Source organism: Photorhabdus australis DSM 17609, from assembly GCF_000711895.1.
GTDB lineage: Bacteria > Pseudomonadota > Gammaproteobacteria > Enterobacterales > Enterobacteriaceae > Photorhabdus > Photorhabdus australis.
Window position 1 is genome coordinate 1 of record NZ_JONO01000078.1, and the last position, 15,294, is coordinate 15,294.

Genomic DNA, 15,294 nt, shown 5'->3' on the forward strand with positions numbered 1-15,294 from the left:
GGTTCTGGGATGTAACTGTCCAGGGCTTCTGCCAGCTCAAGGATTTTATCTTCCCACTCTGCTTCACCTTCCAGCGCTTTCAGAGCAGAACCACGGATAACTGGCGTATCATCGCCTGGGAAATCATACTGAGACAGCAGTTCACGAACTTCCATCTCTACCAGTTCCAGCAGCTCTTCGTCGTCTACCATGTCACATTTGTTCAGGAATACGATGATGTAAGGAACACCTACCTGACGACCCAACAGGATGTGTTCACGAGTCTGTGGCATTGGACCATCAGTCGCCGCAACTACCAGAATCGCGCCGTCCATCTGAGCCGCACCGGTGATCATGTTTTTTACATAGTCGGCGTGGCCTGGGCAGTCAACGTGTGCATAGTGACGGCTTGGAGTATCGTATTCTACGTGAGATGTAGAAATGGTGATACCACGCGCTTTTTCTTCTGGTGCGTTATCGATCTGGTCGAATGCACGCGCGTTACCACCGTATTTTTTTGCCAATACAGTAGTAATTGCAGCAGTCAGGGTAGTTTTACCATGGTCAACGTGGCCGATAGTACCAACGTTAACGTGCGGTTTTGTACGTTCAAATTTTTCTTTAGACACGACTCTATTCCTTAGTATCGCTCCCTCATTACTGAGAGGGAGCTGAATCTAGATATTAAACCCGAAAAACTTATCTAGCTTTACGAGCTTCGATAATAGCCTGAGCGACGTTGCTCGGCGCTTCATTGTACTTCAGGAACTCCATGGAGTAAGAAGCACGACCTTGGGTCTGAGAACGCAGGTCAGTAGCATAACCAAACATTTCAGATAATGGTACCTGAGCACGTACAGTTTTACCGGTAGCAATATCTTCCATACCGTCGATCATACCACGACGACGGTTCAGGTCACCGATAACGTCACCCATATAATCTTCTGGAGTTTCAACTTCAACTTTCATGATAGGTTCCAGCAGAACTGGTTTCGCTTTCATGAAGCCTTCTTTGAAGCCCATAGAACCTGCGATTTTGAACGCCATTTCAGAAGAGTCAACTTCGTGGTAAGAACCATCGAACAGCGCGACTTTAACGTCAACAATCGGGTAACCAGCCAGAACACCATTTTTCATTTGTTCCTGAACACCCTTGTCTACCGCAGGGATATATTCTTTAGGAACAACACCACCAACGATTTCGTTAGCGAATTCGTAGCCTTTGCCACCTGGTTCCATTGGCTCAATACGCAGCCATACATGACCAAACTGACCACGACCACCAGACTGACGAACAAATTTACCTTCTTGTTCAACGGTAGAGCGGATGGTTTCACGGTAAGCAACCTGAGGTTTACCTACGTTCGCTTCAACTTTGAATTCACGACGCATACGGTCAACCAGAACATCAAGGTGAAGCTCACCCATACCAGCAATAATCGTCTGACCAGATTCTTCATCGGTGGACACACGGAATGATGGGTCTTCCTGAGCCAGACGGCCTAAAGCGATACCCATTTTTTCCTGGTCAGCTTTAGTTTTTGGCTCAATAGCAACAGAGATTACTGGCTCTGGGAATTCCATACGCTCCAGAATGATTGGTGCGCTGATATCACACAGAGTATCACCTGTTGTCACATCTTTCAGACCGATCGCAGCAGCGATATCGCCTGCACGAACTTCTTTGATCTCTTCACGTTTGTTAGCATGCATCTGAACGATACGGCCAAAACGCTCTTTTTTGTCCTTAACTGGGTTAAGAACGGTATCACCGGAATTAACCACACCAGAGTAAACGCGGAAGAAGGTCAAGTTACCAACGAATGGGTCAGTAGCGATTTTAAACGCCAGTGCCGCAAATGGTTCTTTGTCGTCAGAATGACGCTCTGCCGGAGTATCTTTACCGTCCGGAAGAATACCTTTAATGGATTCAACATCCGTTGGAGCTGGCAGATACTCAACAACCGCATCCAACATTGCCTGAACACCTTTGTTCTTAAATGCAGAACCACAGGTAACCAGGATAATTTCGTTAGTCAGAACACGATGACGCAGACCAGCTTTGATCTCTTCTTCAGTCAGTTCTTCACCACCGAGGTATTTTTCCATCAGTTCTTCTGATGCTTCCGCAGCGGCTTCAATCAAGTTGTTACGCCATTCTTCCGCCAGATCCTGCATATCAGCTGGGATATCTTCATAAGCGAAGGTAGTTCCCTGATCTTCATCGTTCCAGTTGATGGCTTTCATTTTCACCAGGTCAACAACACCGGTGAAAGCATCTTCTGCACCAATGGCTAATTGCAGAGGGACTGGGTTTGCTGCCAGACGAGTTTTGATCTGCTCAACAACGCGTAAGAAATTCGCCCCCATACGGTCCATTTTGTTAACGAACGCGATACGTGGAACTCTGTATTTATTCGCCTGACGCCATACGGTTTCAGACTGTGGCTGAACACCACCAACCGCACAATAAACCATTACCGCACCGTCAAGCACACGCATGGAACGTTCTACTTCGATGGTGAAGTCAACGTGGCCTGGGGTGTCGATAATGTTGATACGGTGCGCGTCAAACTGCTTCGCCATGCCTGACCAGAAAGCAGTTGTTGCTGCGGAGGTGATGGTAATACCACGCTCCTGCTCCTGTTCCATCCAGTCCATAGTAGCAGCGCCATCATGAACTTCACCGATCTTGTGGTTTACACCAGTGTAGAACAGAATACGTTCGGTAGTGGTGGTTTTACCGGCGTCGATGTGTGCACTGATACCGATGTTACGGTAACGTGCAATGGGTGTTGTACGAGCCATTTGATTCCTCTATTCCTAGGACGTTCAATTTAAATCTGGGCGACAAAACTGCCGCCCAGGGCATCATCACTACAATGGGATTACCAACGGTAGTGTGCGAACGCCTTGTTAGCTTCTGCCATACGGTGAACGTCTTCACGTTTCTTCACAGCAGAACCTTTGTTCTCAGCTGCGTCAGATAATTCGTTCGCCAGGCGCAGGGCCATAGACTTATCACCGCGTTTACGAGCAGCATCAACGATCCAACGCATTGCCAGAGCATTACGACGAACCGGACGAACTTCAACTGGAACCTGATAAGTAGAACCACCAACACGGCGGGATTTTACTTCCACGGTTGGGCGCACGTTATCCAGTGCGAGTTCAAATGCTTCCAGATGTTCTTTACCAGAACGCTGAGCCAGGGTCTCAAGCGCACTATATACAATTGCTTCTGCAGTAGATTTTTTACCATCTACCATCAGGATGTTAACAAATTTGGCCAGTAATTCAGATCCGAACTTTGGATCTGGCAGGATTTTACGTTGACCAATTACACGACGACGTGGCATGGAAATACTCCGTTTCGAATTCAGGGTTGTCCAAAACTCTATGAGTTTATTTTGACATTAAAGTGAAAATGTTTGGCCTTACTTAACGGAGAACCATTAAGCCTTCGGCTTCTTCACACCGTACTTAGAACGACCTTGTTTACGGTCTTTAACACCAGAACAGTCCAGTGCACCGCGAACAGTGTGGTAACGCACACCTGGCAAGTCTTTAACACGACCGCCACGGATCAAAATTACAGAGTGTTCCTGCAAGTTGTGGCCTTCACCACCGATGTAGGAAGAAACTTCGTAACCGTTAGTCAAACGCACACGACATACTTTACGCAGTGCAGAGTTTGGTTTTTTAGGGGTGGTGGTATATACGCGAGTACATACGCCACGCTTCTGCGGGCAAGCTTCCAGAGCAGGAACATTGCTTTTTGCAACCTTCATGCTACGGGGTTTGCGCACCAGCTGGTTAATAGTTGCCATTATTAAAAAAACTCCTGGTTTTTTTGCTTCGTAAACACGGATTAAATCTCTTGTTTGCCCTGACGGCAAAACACGAGGACGCGGAATTTTATGGCTGACTCGCCGGGGTGTCAAGAAATATACAGTGTTTCTCTAACTACCAGGCGAATTGTTGATGGTGTTTTACTGTCAGGTTAACAAAATCAGTATAGTCGATCACTTGTACTTTGTCTGAAACCTGGCCAAACAACCCTCGCGCCTCAATATCTTCTTTCAGCGCATATAATGTGATACCACTGCTGATCAACGTCGGAAGATAGTGATTACCTTCAATCCCTGCCAATACACCATCCTGAATAAACAATATATCATCATCACCAGTAAGCAGATTGAATATCGTATTGAAGTCACATTGATAAGGCGAGCGGCTAACAGTATATAACATATCATCGTCCCTCCAATAGCTCAAAATGTCAGCACAACATCATAGCCAGCCAGTTTTTCACGAATAGTTTCCGCTGATAATACTTCCACATCCAGAATAAAACGACTAGCCGAGTTTAATCCACGCATAACAAGATCTTCCTGGCACAAATAACATGCTTCAATATCGTACAAAGGTAAGACCTTAAAAGTGGCTATATAATTTCTGGCAAGCACTCTGTCAGGTCGTTGATCCGGCAACAATTGGAATACACCATCAGAAATGAAAAATACACCAATATGTTCAGTTAATGCCGACGTTGCCAGTAACGCCTCTAACCCTTCTCTGCCGCCCGCATTACCATGAGGTGCCTGGGTGAAGACAAAAGCAATTTTTTTCATTTTTGCCTCCTAGAATTGCACCACACGGTCACAAGTCAACATGGCTTCAGCCAGCGTTCCCAAGCCACTTAATTTAAACCCTTCAGCCAGGTTTGCTATGGGTGAATTCAATGCATTAGCCTGTTGAGTATCAAGGACACCACGGCGAAGGGCAGCAGCAACACAAATGTGCATACCAAACTGATGTTCTGCTGCCATCATTTGCCATGCACTGACTAAATTGAATTCATCACTGGCTGGAGCGGTCAATTGATTGCCGTTATAAACACCTTCCCGATAAAAAAATACTGTATTGAGTTTATGTCCCATCGCAATCAAAGTTTGTGCGAATTGGTAAGCACTGCTGGCTTGCTGGGTACCATATGCAGGCCCCGTTACCAGCAGACAATAAGACAGAGAAGACATTACCGCTCAGGCCCTAAACATTCACCATTTTTAAACTGGCGAATATAGAGATAAACAGTATGTTTGGAAATATTTAAACGCTCAGCAACTTGGTTAATGGCATCTTTAATATCAAAGATCCCTTTCTCATAGAGATTCAGAACCACCTGCCGGTTTTTAGCATTATTAGATACATTGCGATCAATATTAACTTCTTCGATAGTATATTCCAGCGTTTGTGCAACCAAATCATCTACAGATGAGGCAAAATTTACATTTGGTGCGACATCATGCGTTTCTTCTGGAATAAATGTCTGAATAATTTCAGAGAAAGGAACATCAAGGTTCATATTAATGCATAAAAGACCGATCACTCTACGGTTCCGATTACGAATTGCAATCGTCACTGACTTCATCAATGAACCGCTTTTCGCCCGGGTAAAATAGGCTTTGGACGCACTACAATCTTCATCTGTGATGTCATGCAACATACGCAGAGCAAGATCAGTAATAGGTGAACCTATTTTACGACCTGTATGTTCTCCATTAGCTATTCTGACAGCTGAACATTTAAGATCTTCCAGTGAATGAAGGACAATCTCGCAATGCCCACCAATCAGCATAGCTAAGCCATCAACTGCAGCTTCATAAGACTTTAAAATTTCGTGATCCGTTTCAGTAAACGGTTGGTTTTCCAGTAAATCAATATCACTGGCATCACCAGATAATAACGGGTTAGACATTAAATACACCATCCTTCAAACGCAGAAAACGTTTTGCTAAAAACACAACGTGATAAACTTATAAAAATTTCTTGTGAAAATTCAACTGTGACAACCTGCTCAGAGATCTCAGTCAAAGATCTTTGCACACATCAGATATTGACGTTAAAACCACACGACATCATCGTCAAGCCATCGCCATTCAGACATTTGGCCTATATCACAGCTTTCAGTAACAAAAAACCGCTGACAGAATCTCTACCAACGGTTTTATCTACACAATTCATCAGAAATATTTAGCTAAAAGATTACTTAGCTTTAGTATCCGCTTTCACATCCAGTAACTCAATATCAAACACTAATGTAGAGTTCGCAGGAATACCTGGGACACCCACTTTACCGTAGGCCAACCCTGGTGGAATAACGAGTTTAATTTTTCCACCTTTTTTCACATTCTGCAAACCTTCTGTCCAACCCGGGATAACTCCGTCCAGACGAATAGAAAGTGGTTCATTACGCTTATAAGAACTATCAAACTCTTTGCCGTCAATTAATGCGCCTTTATAGTTCACAACGACCGTGTCACTTGCCACAGGTTTTTTACCATTGCCTTCCTTTTCTATTTTATATAAAAGGCCAGTTTGGCTCTTAACGACGCCTTTTTCCTTGGCAAATGCTTCACGATATTTAGCCCCTTTAGCTTCATTATCACTGGCTTCTTTTTCCATCTTAGCTTCAGCCGCAGACTTCACTTTGCCTTCAAATGCGCGCAAAGTATTTTCAATTTCACTGTCAGTCAATTTACTTTTGTCCTTAAAAGCATCTTGCACACCCGCCAACAATTGATCTTTATCCAATGGGATACCCAGAGATTTCTGCTCTTTCAAGGTGTTTTCCATATAACGCCCTAAAGATGCGCCCAGAGCATAAGCATTTTGCTGATCTTCTGTTTTAAATGCGCTATTCAGTTCTATACTACTTTGATTATCCGCTTTGGCCGCCAGTACCTGGGGAGCACTGAAAACCATCGCCAGTGTCGTGGCGAGCAGGGTAACTTTAAACAATGATTTCATCTGTTTCTCCAATAACTTTGGGGGATATTTACCATCAGCAAAAATTATGCAATCGAGTCACTATAACTGCCCACAGCAGTACAACACAATATTTGCTGTTTTTAGTGCCCCAAAACCATTGAGACAACATTAATGAAAAGAGGTTTCATAACAACCGTATTCCACAGAATATTCTGGGCATAATGAGTTACTCTTAATTAATATGAAGAGACTAACACGGATAATACACAGCCTGGAATGGGAGAAAATCATGGATCTGTCAGAGTTTGAACAACGGCTTGAGCATTTGGAAAGTCGCTTTACTTTTCAGGAAAATACTATCGAAATGTTGAATCAGGTGGTTACTGATCAGCAAATGGAAATGGTTAAATTAAGAGAGCATTTGCGATTGATGACAGAGCGGTTGAAAGCCACTCAGCCGTCAATGGTGGCTTCACCGTCAGAAGAAACGCCTCCACCTCATTACTGATTTTACAAACGCCAATTACCATCAAGCAGATTTATATATACCCAATGGATTTCAAGATGCATCGCGGCGGCAAGTGAACACATCCCCAGGAGCATAGAGAACTATGTGACTGGGGTGAGTGAGTTCAGCCAACAAAGAGGTAACTTGAAAGATAACGGGTATATATCGCCATATAATTAGTTTCATTGCGCTAATAGATAAATTATCATTAATTGAATATTCAAGTTATTTTAAATACACACAATCAATCTGATAAAAAACCTCCAAGCCCAATATACAAGTAAAACTACGGATATTGCATTGAAAAAAAATGACTTAAATCTCTTTTTAGCCGAATGATAAAATAGTGGAAATAAAAACAGCAAGGATACCGGAGCATCAAAATCTCTTGTATCATCTACAACCAGTGTATTATAAACATCACATATATTCTTTATGTTTATTCCATCTATATAGTATTCCTTTTCGAAATACGACATCATATATATTAATAACATACAGAAAAAAACATAGCCAACAATTAATACTGTGGATAGTTTACTCACTCTGATATTCCCATAATTTGATTTATAGAGTTTCTTTTTCTTAAAATACTTCTCCCATATTCGCTATATTTTCTATCTGGTGAACCTTTTTCAGCATTTATTGATTTAATAAAGTCCTCTTTATTCCTTGCTATCCCTCTGTTATAGCGAGAACCTGCCAGAATTAATTGTTCATCATTTAATTTTTCTGTGTCTATGCCTGGATAATCGTAAAGTATGAGCTCCCGGAGATGTTTGGCAACAATTTTAATATTAAAATCATCAGCCAATAAACAATTTGCTAATTGTAATTGCTGCGTTGTCGTCAATGTAGATGGATTTATTCCCATTGTTTCTGCGGCGGCTCGAAGTTGAATTGCCAGTGCCCCAACAGATGTCGAATTTGAGTAAGAATTATTTCCCCTAAATTTATCTACTATCTGACGATATTGCAGTACACCGTAGGCTTTTATTCTATCTGGCTTGCCTCCCACCTCTGCAACCGCCACACCAGCGAGCAATAATACAGGGATTTTTTCCTGATGAGCATAGTGGATTATTTTCTCTCTGTTATATTCAAGATAGGCAATTTTATACGCCCATAAATAAGCTTCTCCAGTTAAATATTTCCAGTTATTCGGCAGGAGCTTATATCGAATACCATCAACAGCGGTAAATTTTGGAAATCCCAATTCATCTACAGTGCAGTAAGGATTTTTCATATGCGGTTCTCCTTTCTTTGAAAGAAATACCAACTCACGAATTTTGCCCCACACCATTCATGTAGTACGGGGCAAAGAATATCGCAATGACAGTAAAGAATTCCGTAAGAACTTTATCTACTGTAATCGCTGGTGCATATCTTCCTGCCTGTCATAATTGACAGCTGATGATGTGTGCGTCAACACAACATCTTCACTTATCAGTGGCAACCACCGCCACCGCAGCATCCGTGTCCTTCATTATTATGATGGTGATGACCGTCGTCATGGTTATGGCTATGACCACCACAACAACCACCCTCACCATGCTCGTGACCATGCGCACCATGAACATGGCCATGAGCCAGTTCTTCTTCAGTCGCTTCACGGATAGCAATGATTTCAACATTGAATTTCAGGTTCTGACCCGCCAGCATATGGTTACCATCAACCACAACATGCTCATCTTCAACCGCAGTGATTTCTACGGGCACGGGTCCCATATCAGTATCAGCCAGGAAACGCATACCAACTTCCAGTTCATCAACACCAACAAAAACATCTTTTGGCACACGCTGAACCAGACTGTCATCATATTGACCATATGCATCATCAGCTTGCACACTGACATCAAAACTCTCACCAGCCTCACGGCCTTCCAGCGCTTTTTCCAAACCGCTGATCAACGAACCACGGCCATGCAGATAATCCAACGGCGCACTTACCGGTGACTCATCAACTAAAACACCGTCTTCTGTTCTTACTTGATAAGCCAGGCTGATTACCAAGTCTTTTGCTACTTTCATGACATCTCCTACCCGTGGGTCCAAAAATTTTTACCGATTGTAACGGAATTCTAAGCCTCTGTACTCACCTGCATTAAAATTCACACAATTATTGTGGTGTAAAAATACCAATAACCTGCTCCTCCTTTCTAACATGGGAGGTAATTTTCTCATCAGTCTGACGCTGTTGATGACCGCAATGGACACATTCCACCACATCCACCTGATCTTCCCGCCACATTGCCAATGTGTCCTGAGAATGACATTGCGGACAAACAGCCCCAGCAATAAATCTTTTTCGGCTTACTGACATGATTTACTCCACCTATTCATATTCATTCCAGCCATCCGGTTGACGACGCTCATTCAACATTTCCCGTTCAAATAGCTCTTCTAGTTCTCGCCGAGCCTCTTTTATACGGGATATATGAGCCACATCACCATGTAACTGTGGCATCAGTTCTCTCAGCATCCGCATATCTAATCGCTGAAAGTGTTGTTTTGCACGATGAGCCTTATGCGGATGCATTCCCAGCCCGACCAGCGTCTTACGACCCAATTCCAATGCACTAGAGAAAGTTTCACGGGTGAAATTTTCCACCCCACTTTGTAACAATTCATGCGCTTCCAGGCGCCCTCTGGCCCGCGCCATAATATGCAGATTTGGGAAATGTTTCTGGCATAAATGCACGATCATCATGGTATCTTCCGGCTCATTACACGTGATAACAATCGCTTTAGCTTTATCTGCACCTGCTGCACGTAGCAGCTCTAATTCAGCCGCATCACCATAATAAACTTTGTAACCATAACGCCGCATAGTACTGATAACACTGACATCACGTTCCAACACCGTTATGCGGATTTTATTCACCATCAACAATCGGCCTATGACCTGACCAAATCGGCCAAATCCCACTAAAATCACCTGCGGATCATTATCTTCCACAAATGGCTGTTCATCTGTTTCATCCTGGGCATTATAACGACGAGCCAAAATAGCATCGATCAACTGCATCACCAGCGGCGTTGTCATCATTGATAGCGTGACCACGACCAACAACAAAGCCATCTGATCACTATTAAGGACATTCTGACTCAGTGCAGCAGAAAATAGCACAAAGGCAAATTCACCGCCCTGACTGAGTACGCCGGAAAACTGCAGACGGGATGAATTGCGTAAGCCAGAAATCAATGCAATAAGATAAAGAATGATACCCTTTACGATGACCAAAACCAGCACACCAAGTAGTACATCCGTCAGATGTATCAGTAGTACTCCCAAATTTAAAGACATACCTACTGAAATAAAAAACAGCCCTAACAACAACCCCTTAAATGGTTCAATAGATATTTCCAGTTCATGGCGATATTCACTATCGGCCAGCAATACCCCAGCGATAAAAGTCCCCAGTGCCATGGAAAAACCGAGCACCTCCATAAACATCGCCGAACTGAGTACAACCAGTAATGCTGCCGCAGTAAATACCTCACGTACTCCTGACCTTACAATCAGGCGGAACAGCGGACGTAACAGATAACGACCACCCAGCAACATGCCAGAAAAAGCGGCAATTTTTAGCATGATCCGATACCAATCACTGGATGCGGTTTCACCGGCCAGAAGCGGGATCAATGCCAACGCTGGGATGACAGCAATATCCTGAAATAGCAAAACGGAGAAACCAAGCTGCCCGCCCTCATTGCGGTTCATGCCCTTCTCTTTCATCAGTTGCAAAGCCATCGCTGTTGAGGACATCGCCATACCGATACCACCGATAACCGCCGCCTGCCATGCAAAATCTGTCAGATATAAAAGTACGGCCAACACCCCCGCAGTCAAAATAACCTGAGCCGCCCCGACACCAAAAATAGATCGCCTGAGTTGCCAGAGTTTAGAAGGGTTAAGCTCAAGACCAATGATAAACATCAGGAAAACAATGCCAAGCTCAGAGAAATGGAGAATATCATCAACATCCCTAATAAAGCTCAATCCCCATGGCCCAAGAACGATCCCTGCTAATAAATAACCTAATACTGCCCCGATCCTGAATTTCTGTGCGATTGGCACTGCCACTACCGCAGCAAATAAAAACAATATACTGGCGCTTAGTTGCGCTGAATGCTCCATAGCTATAGCCCTCCTAATGACAATGGCGATTTAAGCCACTCACGATAAGCATTAGCATGGATGGCAAGAAGTTCAGGTTTTTGACGACGTGCCCAATAAATCACCATTGGCGATAGCCAATGCATACGGCACATAGATGCTGTCTGTTCAAAAGGGCGAAGAATCTCTTCCATCGGATAGAGGTTATAACCATCAGACTGGAAAGCCCCTTCTGGCTCTCCCGTTGTGATCACTGAACGCCAGTATTTCCCCTGTAACGCCAACCCGGTAATACCACTGGCAAACCCCCGTGTCAGCACACGATCCATCCACTCTTTTAATAAAGCAGGACAACTGTAAGTATATAGCGGGTGTTGAAAAACAATCACCTGATGCTCACGCAGCAGTTGTTGTTCATAATGAACATCAATAAAAAAATCTGGATAAGCTCCATATAAGTCGTGAACTGTAACATGCTCTAAATCCAGCACAGGTTGTAACAAAACGCGGTTTGCAACTGAATCCTGTGGCTCAGGATGGGCATACAGCAGCAGGACTTTAGGCGGCTGTAACATCATTACCCCCTCAAGAACGTGTCAGAACACGTATTTTCCGTTACCATGCACACAAAGTCATAAAACCGGACATTTATTGTCCGTTATTCTTAATTTAACACACTATATACAAACGGCACTTATGATTGTTTTCTCTTCATTACAAATTCGTCGCGGAACTCGTGTTTTGCTGGACAACGCCAGCGCCACTATCAATCCCGGACAGAAAGTGGGTCTGGTAGGGAAAAATGGCTGTGGTAAATCTACCTTACTCGCATTACTAAAAGATGAGCTTCAAGCTGAAGCGGGCACATTCACTTTTCCCAATAACTGGGCATTGGCTTGGGTGAATCAGGAAACACCCGCATTGGAAACACCAGCACTGGAGTATGTCATTGATGGTGATCGTGAATTCCGTCAATTAGAACAGCAATTGCAGATAGCCAATGAAAAAAATAATGGCAATCTCATCGCCCATCTACACAGTCAATTGGACACCATTCAAGCCTGGACTATCCGTTCGAGAGCATCCAGTCTGCTGCACGGTCTGGGTTTCTCTCAGGAACAGCTTGATCAACCTGTGCGTGCATTCTCTGGTGGATGGCGCATGCGCCTCAATTTGGCCCAGGCACTACTCTGCCGTTCTGATTTATTGTTGCTTGACGAACCCACTAACCACCTTGATCTGGATGCGGTTATTTGGTTGGAAAAATGGCTGACAAGCTACCCCGGCACTTTAATCCTCATCTCCCATGACCGGGATTTTCTCGACCCTATTGCCGACAGGATCCTCCATATTGAGCAACAATCTCTGTTTGAATACAGCGGTAATTACTCCTCTTTTGAGCGTCAACGTGTTACCAAACTGGCACAACAACAAGCGCTCTATAAGAGCCAACAGGAGAAAGTTGCCCATCTGCAAAGTTATATTGACCGTTTCCGCGCCAAGGCCAGTAAGGCTAAACAAGCTCAGAGTCGTATCAAAATGCTGGAGCGGATGGAGTTAATCGCTCCCGCTCATGTTGATAATCCATTCCATTTCAGTTTCCGCAAACCGGAAAGTCTGCCAAATCCGCTATTAAAAATGGAAAAAGTCAGTGCAGGCTACGGCGAACGGACAGTTTTAAGTTCGATCAAATTGAATTTGGTTCCCGGTTCACGTATTGGTTTGCTTGGGCGTAATGGTGCCGGTAAATCCACCTTAATTAAACTGCTTGCTAATGAACTGAAATCTCAGAGTGGAGAAGTAGAACTCGCTAAAGGCATCAAGCTGGGATATTTCGCCCAACATCAGTTGGAATATTTGCGTGCTGATGAATCTCCCTTACAGCATATAGCACGTATTGCGCCACAAGAAACAGAACAGCAACTCAGGGATTATCTGGGTGGTTTTGGTTTTAAGGGCGATCAGGTTACTGACCCAAGCGGGCGTTTTTCTGGAGGAGAAAAAGCGCGTTTGGTTTTAGCATTGATGGTTTGGCAACGCCCTAACCTTTTATTGCTTGATGAACCAACAAACCATCTCGACCTGGATATGCGTCAGGCACTAACAGAAGCGTTGATTGACTTTGACGGTGCATTGGTTGTAGTTTCCCATGACCGACATCTATTACGTTCAACAACAGATGAATTGTATTTGGTTCACGATGGCCGAGTAGAATCGTTCAATGGCGATTTAGAAGATTATCAACAATGGCTGACAGATCAACAACGTCAACAAAATCAGCAATTGCGTGAAGGCAATGATAAGGAAAAGGAATCTTCTAGCAAAAGTGCTCAGGAAAGAAAAGATCAAAAACGGCGTCAAGCTGACTTCCGTAACCAAACGCAACCCTTGCGCAAGCAGCTTACTCATCTGGAAAAACAGATGGAGAAACTGAGTGACGAGCTGGGTGTATTAGAAAATCAGCTTTCTGACAGCGCTATCTACGATAACAGCCGTAAAACCGAATTGACTGAATTTCTACAAAAACAAAATCAGGCAAAATCAAAACTAGAAGAAACTGAATTAGCATGGATGGAAATTCAGGAACAACTTGAACAAATGACGCAAGAATTTAATGGTTAAAATCTTTCACCCATGATCAAATAGAGCGGAGAAAACCATCCGCTTTATTTTTCAATAATATACCCTTCATCTTTCAAGCTGCTGTTTTGTTGGCTGCGTTCACTTACCCCAGTCACATAGTTATCTATGCTCCTGGGGATGCGTTCTCTTGCCGTCGCGATGCATCTTGAAATCTATTGGGTATATATTCCATAATAAAACCGTCTATTTTATTTTTAAATAACGATAATTATCCTTTCCATCCATATTGATATTTATCGCAAAAAAAATCTTATTATCGATAATTAGCAAATAATATTTACATTTAATACATTAAAATATTACTGATAATAATTATTATATTTAAGCAAATAACCACTATATTTCACCCTTGCAATTTTTTAATAAAATCGTATCAAATACATCTAAATTTCCACAAAAAACAATATCATACCAATTTTCTTATTCATATATTATCAATTAATAAAGAAAATAGTTCTGTTTCATTTATTAGTTCACTATCGATAACTGGACTACACAAAATACCAAAATCAATCTCCATATCAGTTTCTAAAACTTGTAATAAATTCAAATATTGTGATGGAATTGAACGAATCACTTTTTGCGGAATCAAGGAAAAACCATTATGTTTAATTATTAATTCAGTCATTACCATCATATCATTAGTTTTCAATATTAAATTCATATTACTATTATCGTAAATAGAAAATATGTTAATACCACCAGTGAAATCAATTGGTATATCACGCTCATCCGTGTTGATAAGCTGATATAACGATGCCATTTCAGTATTTAATTCTGCAGAATTATGCTGCCAATTGCTGTCTTTTTTAAAAAGGTAAACAAGTTTCTCAGTAAAAATTTTCTTTGGTATCAGTGATGAAGTTAATGGTAAGGGAACGATGGCAATATGTAATAAGCCAGATTTTAACAGACTCATTTGCTGTTCAAATGTCAGACCGGTCATTAGTGCGAGAACGACTTTTTCCTGTTTACCTAAAAAAAACTGCTCTTTCATTTTTCCAGAATTATAAATAGAAAAACAAGAGCTAACATAAAGATAATATGGCGCATCGTCTTGTAAATCATGATTAACCTGGGTCTGAAATTGCTCAAAATGACCCAGTAATTTCTGGGCATTCTCAAAAGTTTTTTGACCAAAATCAGTTAACCGGGTACCACCTGGTCCTCTAGAAAATAAAAGAGCACCAAACTCCTCTTCCAGAGCATTAATTCTCTTAGTCAACGCAGGTTGTGAAATATGTAATATTTGAGAAGCCTTATGATAATT

At 42.7% G+C, this 15,294-nt stretch carries 18 protein-coding genes; 2 read left to right on the plus strand and 16 right to left on the minus strand.

The window, feature by feature from the left end:
• The 9 genes from BO26_RS17090 to fkpA all read right to left on the minus strand — a co-directional run.
• Positions 1–608: GTP-binding protein (locus BO26_RS17090; RefSeq protein ID WP_036773587.1), on the minus strand; the 608-nt coding region annotated here is incomplete at its 3' end.
• A 70-nt stretch (positions 609–678) separates the two neighbouring features.
• Positions 679–2,787, minus strand: a complete 2,109-nt coding sequence (gene fusA, locus BO26_RS17095) for an elongation factor G (RefSeq protein WP_036773589.1) — start codon at positions 2,785–2,787, stop codon at positions 679–681.
• 80 nt (positions 2,788–2,867) lie between these two features.
• The gene (gene rpsG, locus BO26_RS17100) at positions 2,868–3,338 is read right to left on the minus strand and encodes a 30S ribosomal protein S7 (protein ID WP_012776532.1); all 471 of its coding nucleotides are present in this window, start codon (positions 3,336–3,338) and stop codon (positions 2,868–2,870) included.
• Positions 3,339–3,434: 96 nt separating this feature from the next.
• Positions 3,435–3,809: a 30S ribosomal protein S12 gene (gene rpsL / locus BO26_RS17105; protein ID WP_011144815.1), complete on the minus strand. Its 375-nt coding sequence runs from the start codon at positions 3,807–3,809 to the stop codon at positions 3,435–3,437.
• 136 nt (positions 3,810–3,945) lie between these two features.
• On the minus strand, positions 3,946–4,233 hold the full coding sequence (tusB, locus tag BO26_RS17110) for a sulfurtransferase complex subunit TusB (RefSeq protein WP_036773590.1): 288 nt from the start codon (positions 4,231–4,233) through the stop codon (positions 3,946–3,948).
• A gap of 20 nt (positions 4,234–4,253) precedes the next feature.
• The gene (gene tusC, locus BO26_RS17115; RefSeq protein ID WP_036773592.1) at positions 4,254–4,613 is read right to left on the minus strand and encodes a sulfurtransferase complex subunit TusC; all 360 of its coding nucleotides are present in this window, start codon (positions 4,611–4,613) and stop codon (positions 4,254–4,256) included.
• Positions 4,614–4,622: 9 nt separating this feature from the next.
• Positions 4,623–5,018: a sulfurtransferase complex subunit TusD gene (gene tusD, locus BO26_RS17120; protein ID WP_036773597.1), complete on the minus strand. Its 396-nt coding sequence runs from the start codon at positions 5,016–5,018 to the stop codon at positions 4,623–4,625.
• The gene (locus BO26_RS17125; RefSeq protein WP_036773599.1) at positions 5,018–5,740 is read right to left on the minus strand and encodes a helix-turn-helix transcriptional regulator; all 723 of its coding nucleotides are present in this window, start codon (positions 5,738–5,740) and stop codon (positions 5,018–5,020) included. Before BO26_RS17125 ends, tusD begins: the two co-directional genes overlap by 1 nt.
• 287 nt (positions 5,741–6,027) lie before the next feature.
• On the minus strand, positions 6,028–6,792 hold the full coding sequence (gene fkpA, locus BO26_RS17130; RefSeq protein WP_051691030.1) for an FKBP-type peptidyl-prolyl cis-trans isomerase: 765 nt from the start codon (positions 6,790–6,792) through the stop codon (positions 6,028–6,030).
• Positions 6,793–7,042: 250 nt separating this feature from the next.
• Here fkpA and BO26_RS17135 point away from each other — a divergent pair, with 250 nt between their 5' ends.
• Positions 7,043–7,261 carry a protein SlyX gene (locus tag BO26_RS17135; RefSeq protein WP_036773602.1) on the plus strand — a complete coding sequence of 73 codons (219 nt, stop codon included), beginning with the start codon at positions 7,043–7,045 and terminating at the stop codon, positions 7,259–7,261.
• A 230-nt stretch (positions 7,262–7,491) separates the two neighbouring features.
• Here the strand turns inward: BO26_RS17135 and BO26_RS17140 are convergent, their stop codons facing one another.
• From BO26_RS17140 to kefG, 6 genes are all read right to left on the minus strand, one after another.
• Complete coding sequence (locus tag BO26_RS17140) at positions 7,492–7,806, minus strand: YjeO family protein (protein WP_036773603.1); 315 nt, start codon at positions 7,804–7,806, stop codon at positions 7,492–7,494.
• The gene (locus BO26_RS17145) at positions 7,803–8,507 is read right to left on the minus strand and encodes a hypothetical protein (RefSeq protein WP_036773605.1); all 705 of its coding nucleotides are present in this window, start codon (positions 8,505–8,507) and stop codon (positions 7,803–7,805) included. The genes BO26_RS17140 and BO26_RS17145 overlap by 4 nt, the downstream gene beginning before the upstream one ends.
• A gap of 200 nt (positions 8,508–8,707) precedes the next feature.
• The gene (slyD, locus tag BO26_RS17150; protein ID WP_036773606.1) at positions 8,708–9,292 is read right to left on the minus strand and encodes a peptidylprolyl isomerase; all 585 of its coding nucleotides are present in this window, start codon (positions 9,290–9,292) and stop codon (positions 8,708–8,710) included.
• Between the two features lie 88 nt (positions 9,293–9,380).
• A complete protein-coding gene (locus tag BO26_RS17155) occupies positions 9,381–9,584 on the minus strand; it encodes a YheV family putative zinc ribbon protein (protein ID WP_036773607.1) in 204 nt (67 codons plus the stop codon).
• Between the two features lie 12 nt (positions 9,585–9,596).
• Positions 9,597–11,402, minus strand: coding sequence for a glutathione-regulated potassium-efflux system protein KefB (kefB, locus tag BO26_RS17160; RefSeq protein WP_036773608.1), 1,806 nt, complete (start codon positions 11,400–11,402; stop codon positions 9,597–9,599).
• A 2-nt stretch (positions 11,403–11,404) separates the two neighbouring features.
• Positions 11,405–11,956 (minus strand): glutathione-regulated potassium-efflux system ancillary protein KefG, encoded by a 552-nt coding sequence (gene kefG / locus BO26_RS17165; protein ID WP_036773609.1) that lies wholly within the window; start codon positions 11,954–11,956, stop codon positions 11,405–11,407.
• Positions 11,957–12,077: 121 nt separating this feature from the next.
• On the opposite strand from kefG, the gene BO26_RS17170 reads away from it, so the two are divergent.
• Positions 12,078–14,003, plus strand: coding sequence for an ABC transporter ATP-binding protein (locus BO26_RS17170; RefSeq protein ID WP_036773611.1), 1,926 nt, complete (start codon positions 12,078–12,080; stop codon positions 14,001–14,003).
• A gap of 445 nt (positions 14,004–14,448) precedes the next feature.
• Here the strand turns inward: BO26_RS17170 and BO26_RS17175 are convergent.
• A partial coding sequence (locus BO26_RS17175; protein ID WP_036773614.1) for a LysR family transcriptional regulator occupies positions 14,449–15,294 on the minus strand: 846 nt, incomplete at its 5' end.

What these genes read in the sequence shown, in the direction of transcription:
- fusA (WP_036773589.1), bottom strand. Translation starts at nt 2,787, where the DNA reads ATGGCTCGTACAACACCCATTGCACGTTACCGTAACATCGGTATCAGT.
- rpsG (WP_012776532.1), bottom strand. Translation starts at nt 3,338, where the DNA reads ATGCCACGTCGTCGTGTAATTGGTCAACGTAAAATCCTGCCAGATCCA.
- rpsL (WP_011144815.1), bottom strand. Translation starts at nt 3,809, where the DNA reads ATGGCAACTATTAACCAGCTGGTGCGCAAACCCCGTAGCATGAAGGTT.
- tusB (WP_036773590.1), bottom strand. Translation starts at nt 4,233, where the DNA reads ATGTTATATACTGTTAGCCGCTCGCCTTATCAATGTGACTTCAATACG.
- tusC (WP_036773592.1), bottom strand. Translation starts at nt 4,613, where the DNA reads ATGAAAAAAATTGCTTTTGTCTTCACCCAGGCACCTCATGGTAATGCG.
- tusD (WP_036773597.1), bottom strand. Translation starts at nt 5,018, where the DNA reads ATGTCTTCTCTGTCTTATTGTCTGCTGGTAACGGGGCCTGCATATGGT.
- BO26_RS17125 (WP_036773599.1), bottom strand. Translation starts at nt 5,740, where the DNA reads ATGTCTAACCCGTTATTATCTGGTGATGCCAGTGATATTGATTTACTG.
- fkpA (WP_051691030.1), bottom strand. Translation starts at nt 6,792, where the DNA reads ATGAAATCATTGTTTAAAGTTACCCTGCTCGCCACGACACTGGCGATG.
- BO26_RS17135 (WP_036773602.1), top strand. Translation starts at nt 7,043, where the DNA reads ATGGATCTGTCAGAGTTTGAACAACGGCTTGAGCATTTGGAAAGTCGC.
- BO26_RS17145 (WP_036773605.1), bottom strand. Translation starts at nt 8,507, where the DNA reads ATGAAAAATCCTTACTGCACTGTAGATGAATTGGGATTTCCAAAATTT.
- slyD (WP_036773606.1), bottom strand. Translation starts at nt 9,292, where the DNA reads ATGAAAGTAGCAAAAGACTTGGTAATCAGCCTGGCTTATCAAGTAAGA.
- BO26_RS17155 (WP_036773607.1), bottom strand. Translation starts at nt 9,584, where the DNA reads ATGTCAGTAAGCCGAAAAAGATTTATTGCTGGGGCTGTTTGTCCGCAA.
- kefB (WP_036773608.1), bottom strand. Translation starts at nt 11,402, where the DNA reads ATGGAGCATTCAGCGCAACTAAGCGCCAGTATATTGTTTTTATTTGCT.
- kefG (WP_036773609.1), bottom strand. Translation starts at nt 11,956, where the DNA reads ATGTTACAGCCGCCTAAAGTCCTGCTGCTGTATGCCCATCCTGAGCCA.
- BO26_RS17170 (WP_036773611.1), top strand. Translation starts at nt 12,078, where the DNA reads ATGATTGTTTTCTCTTCATTACAAATTCGTCGCGGAACTCGTGTTTTG.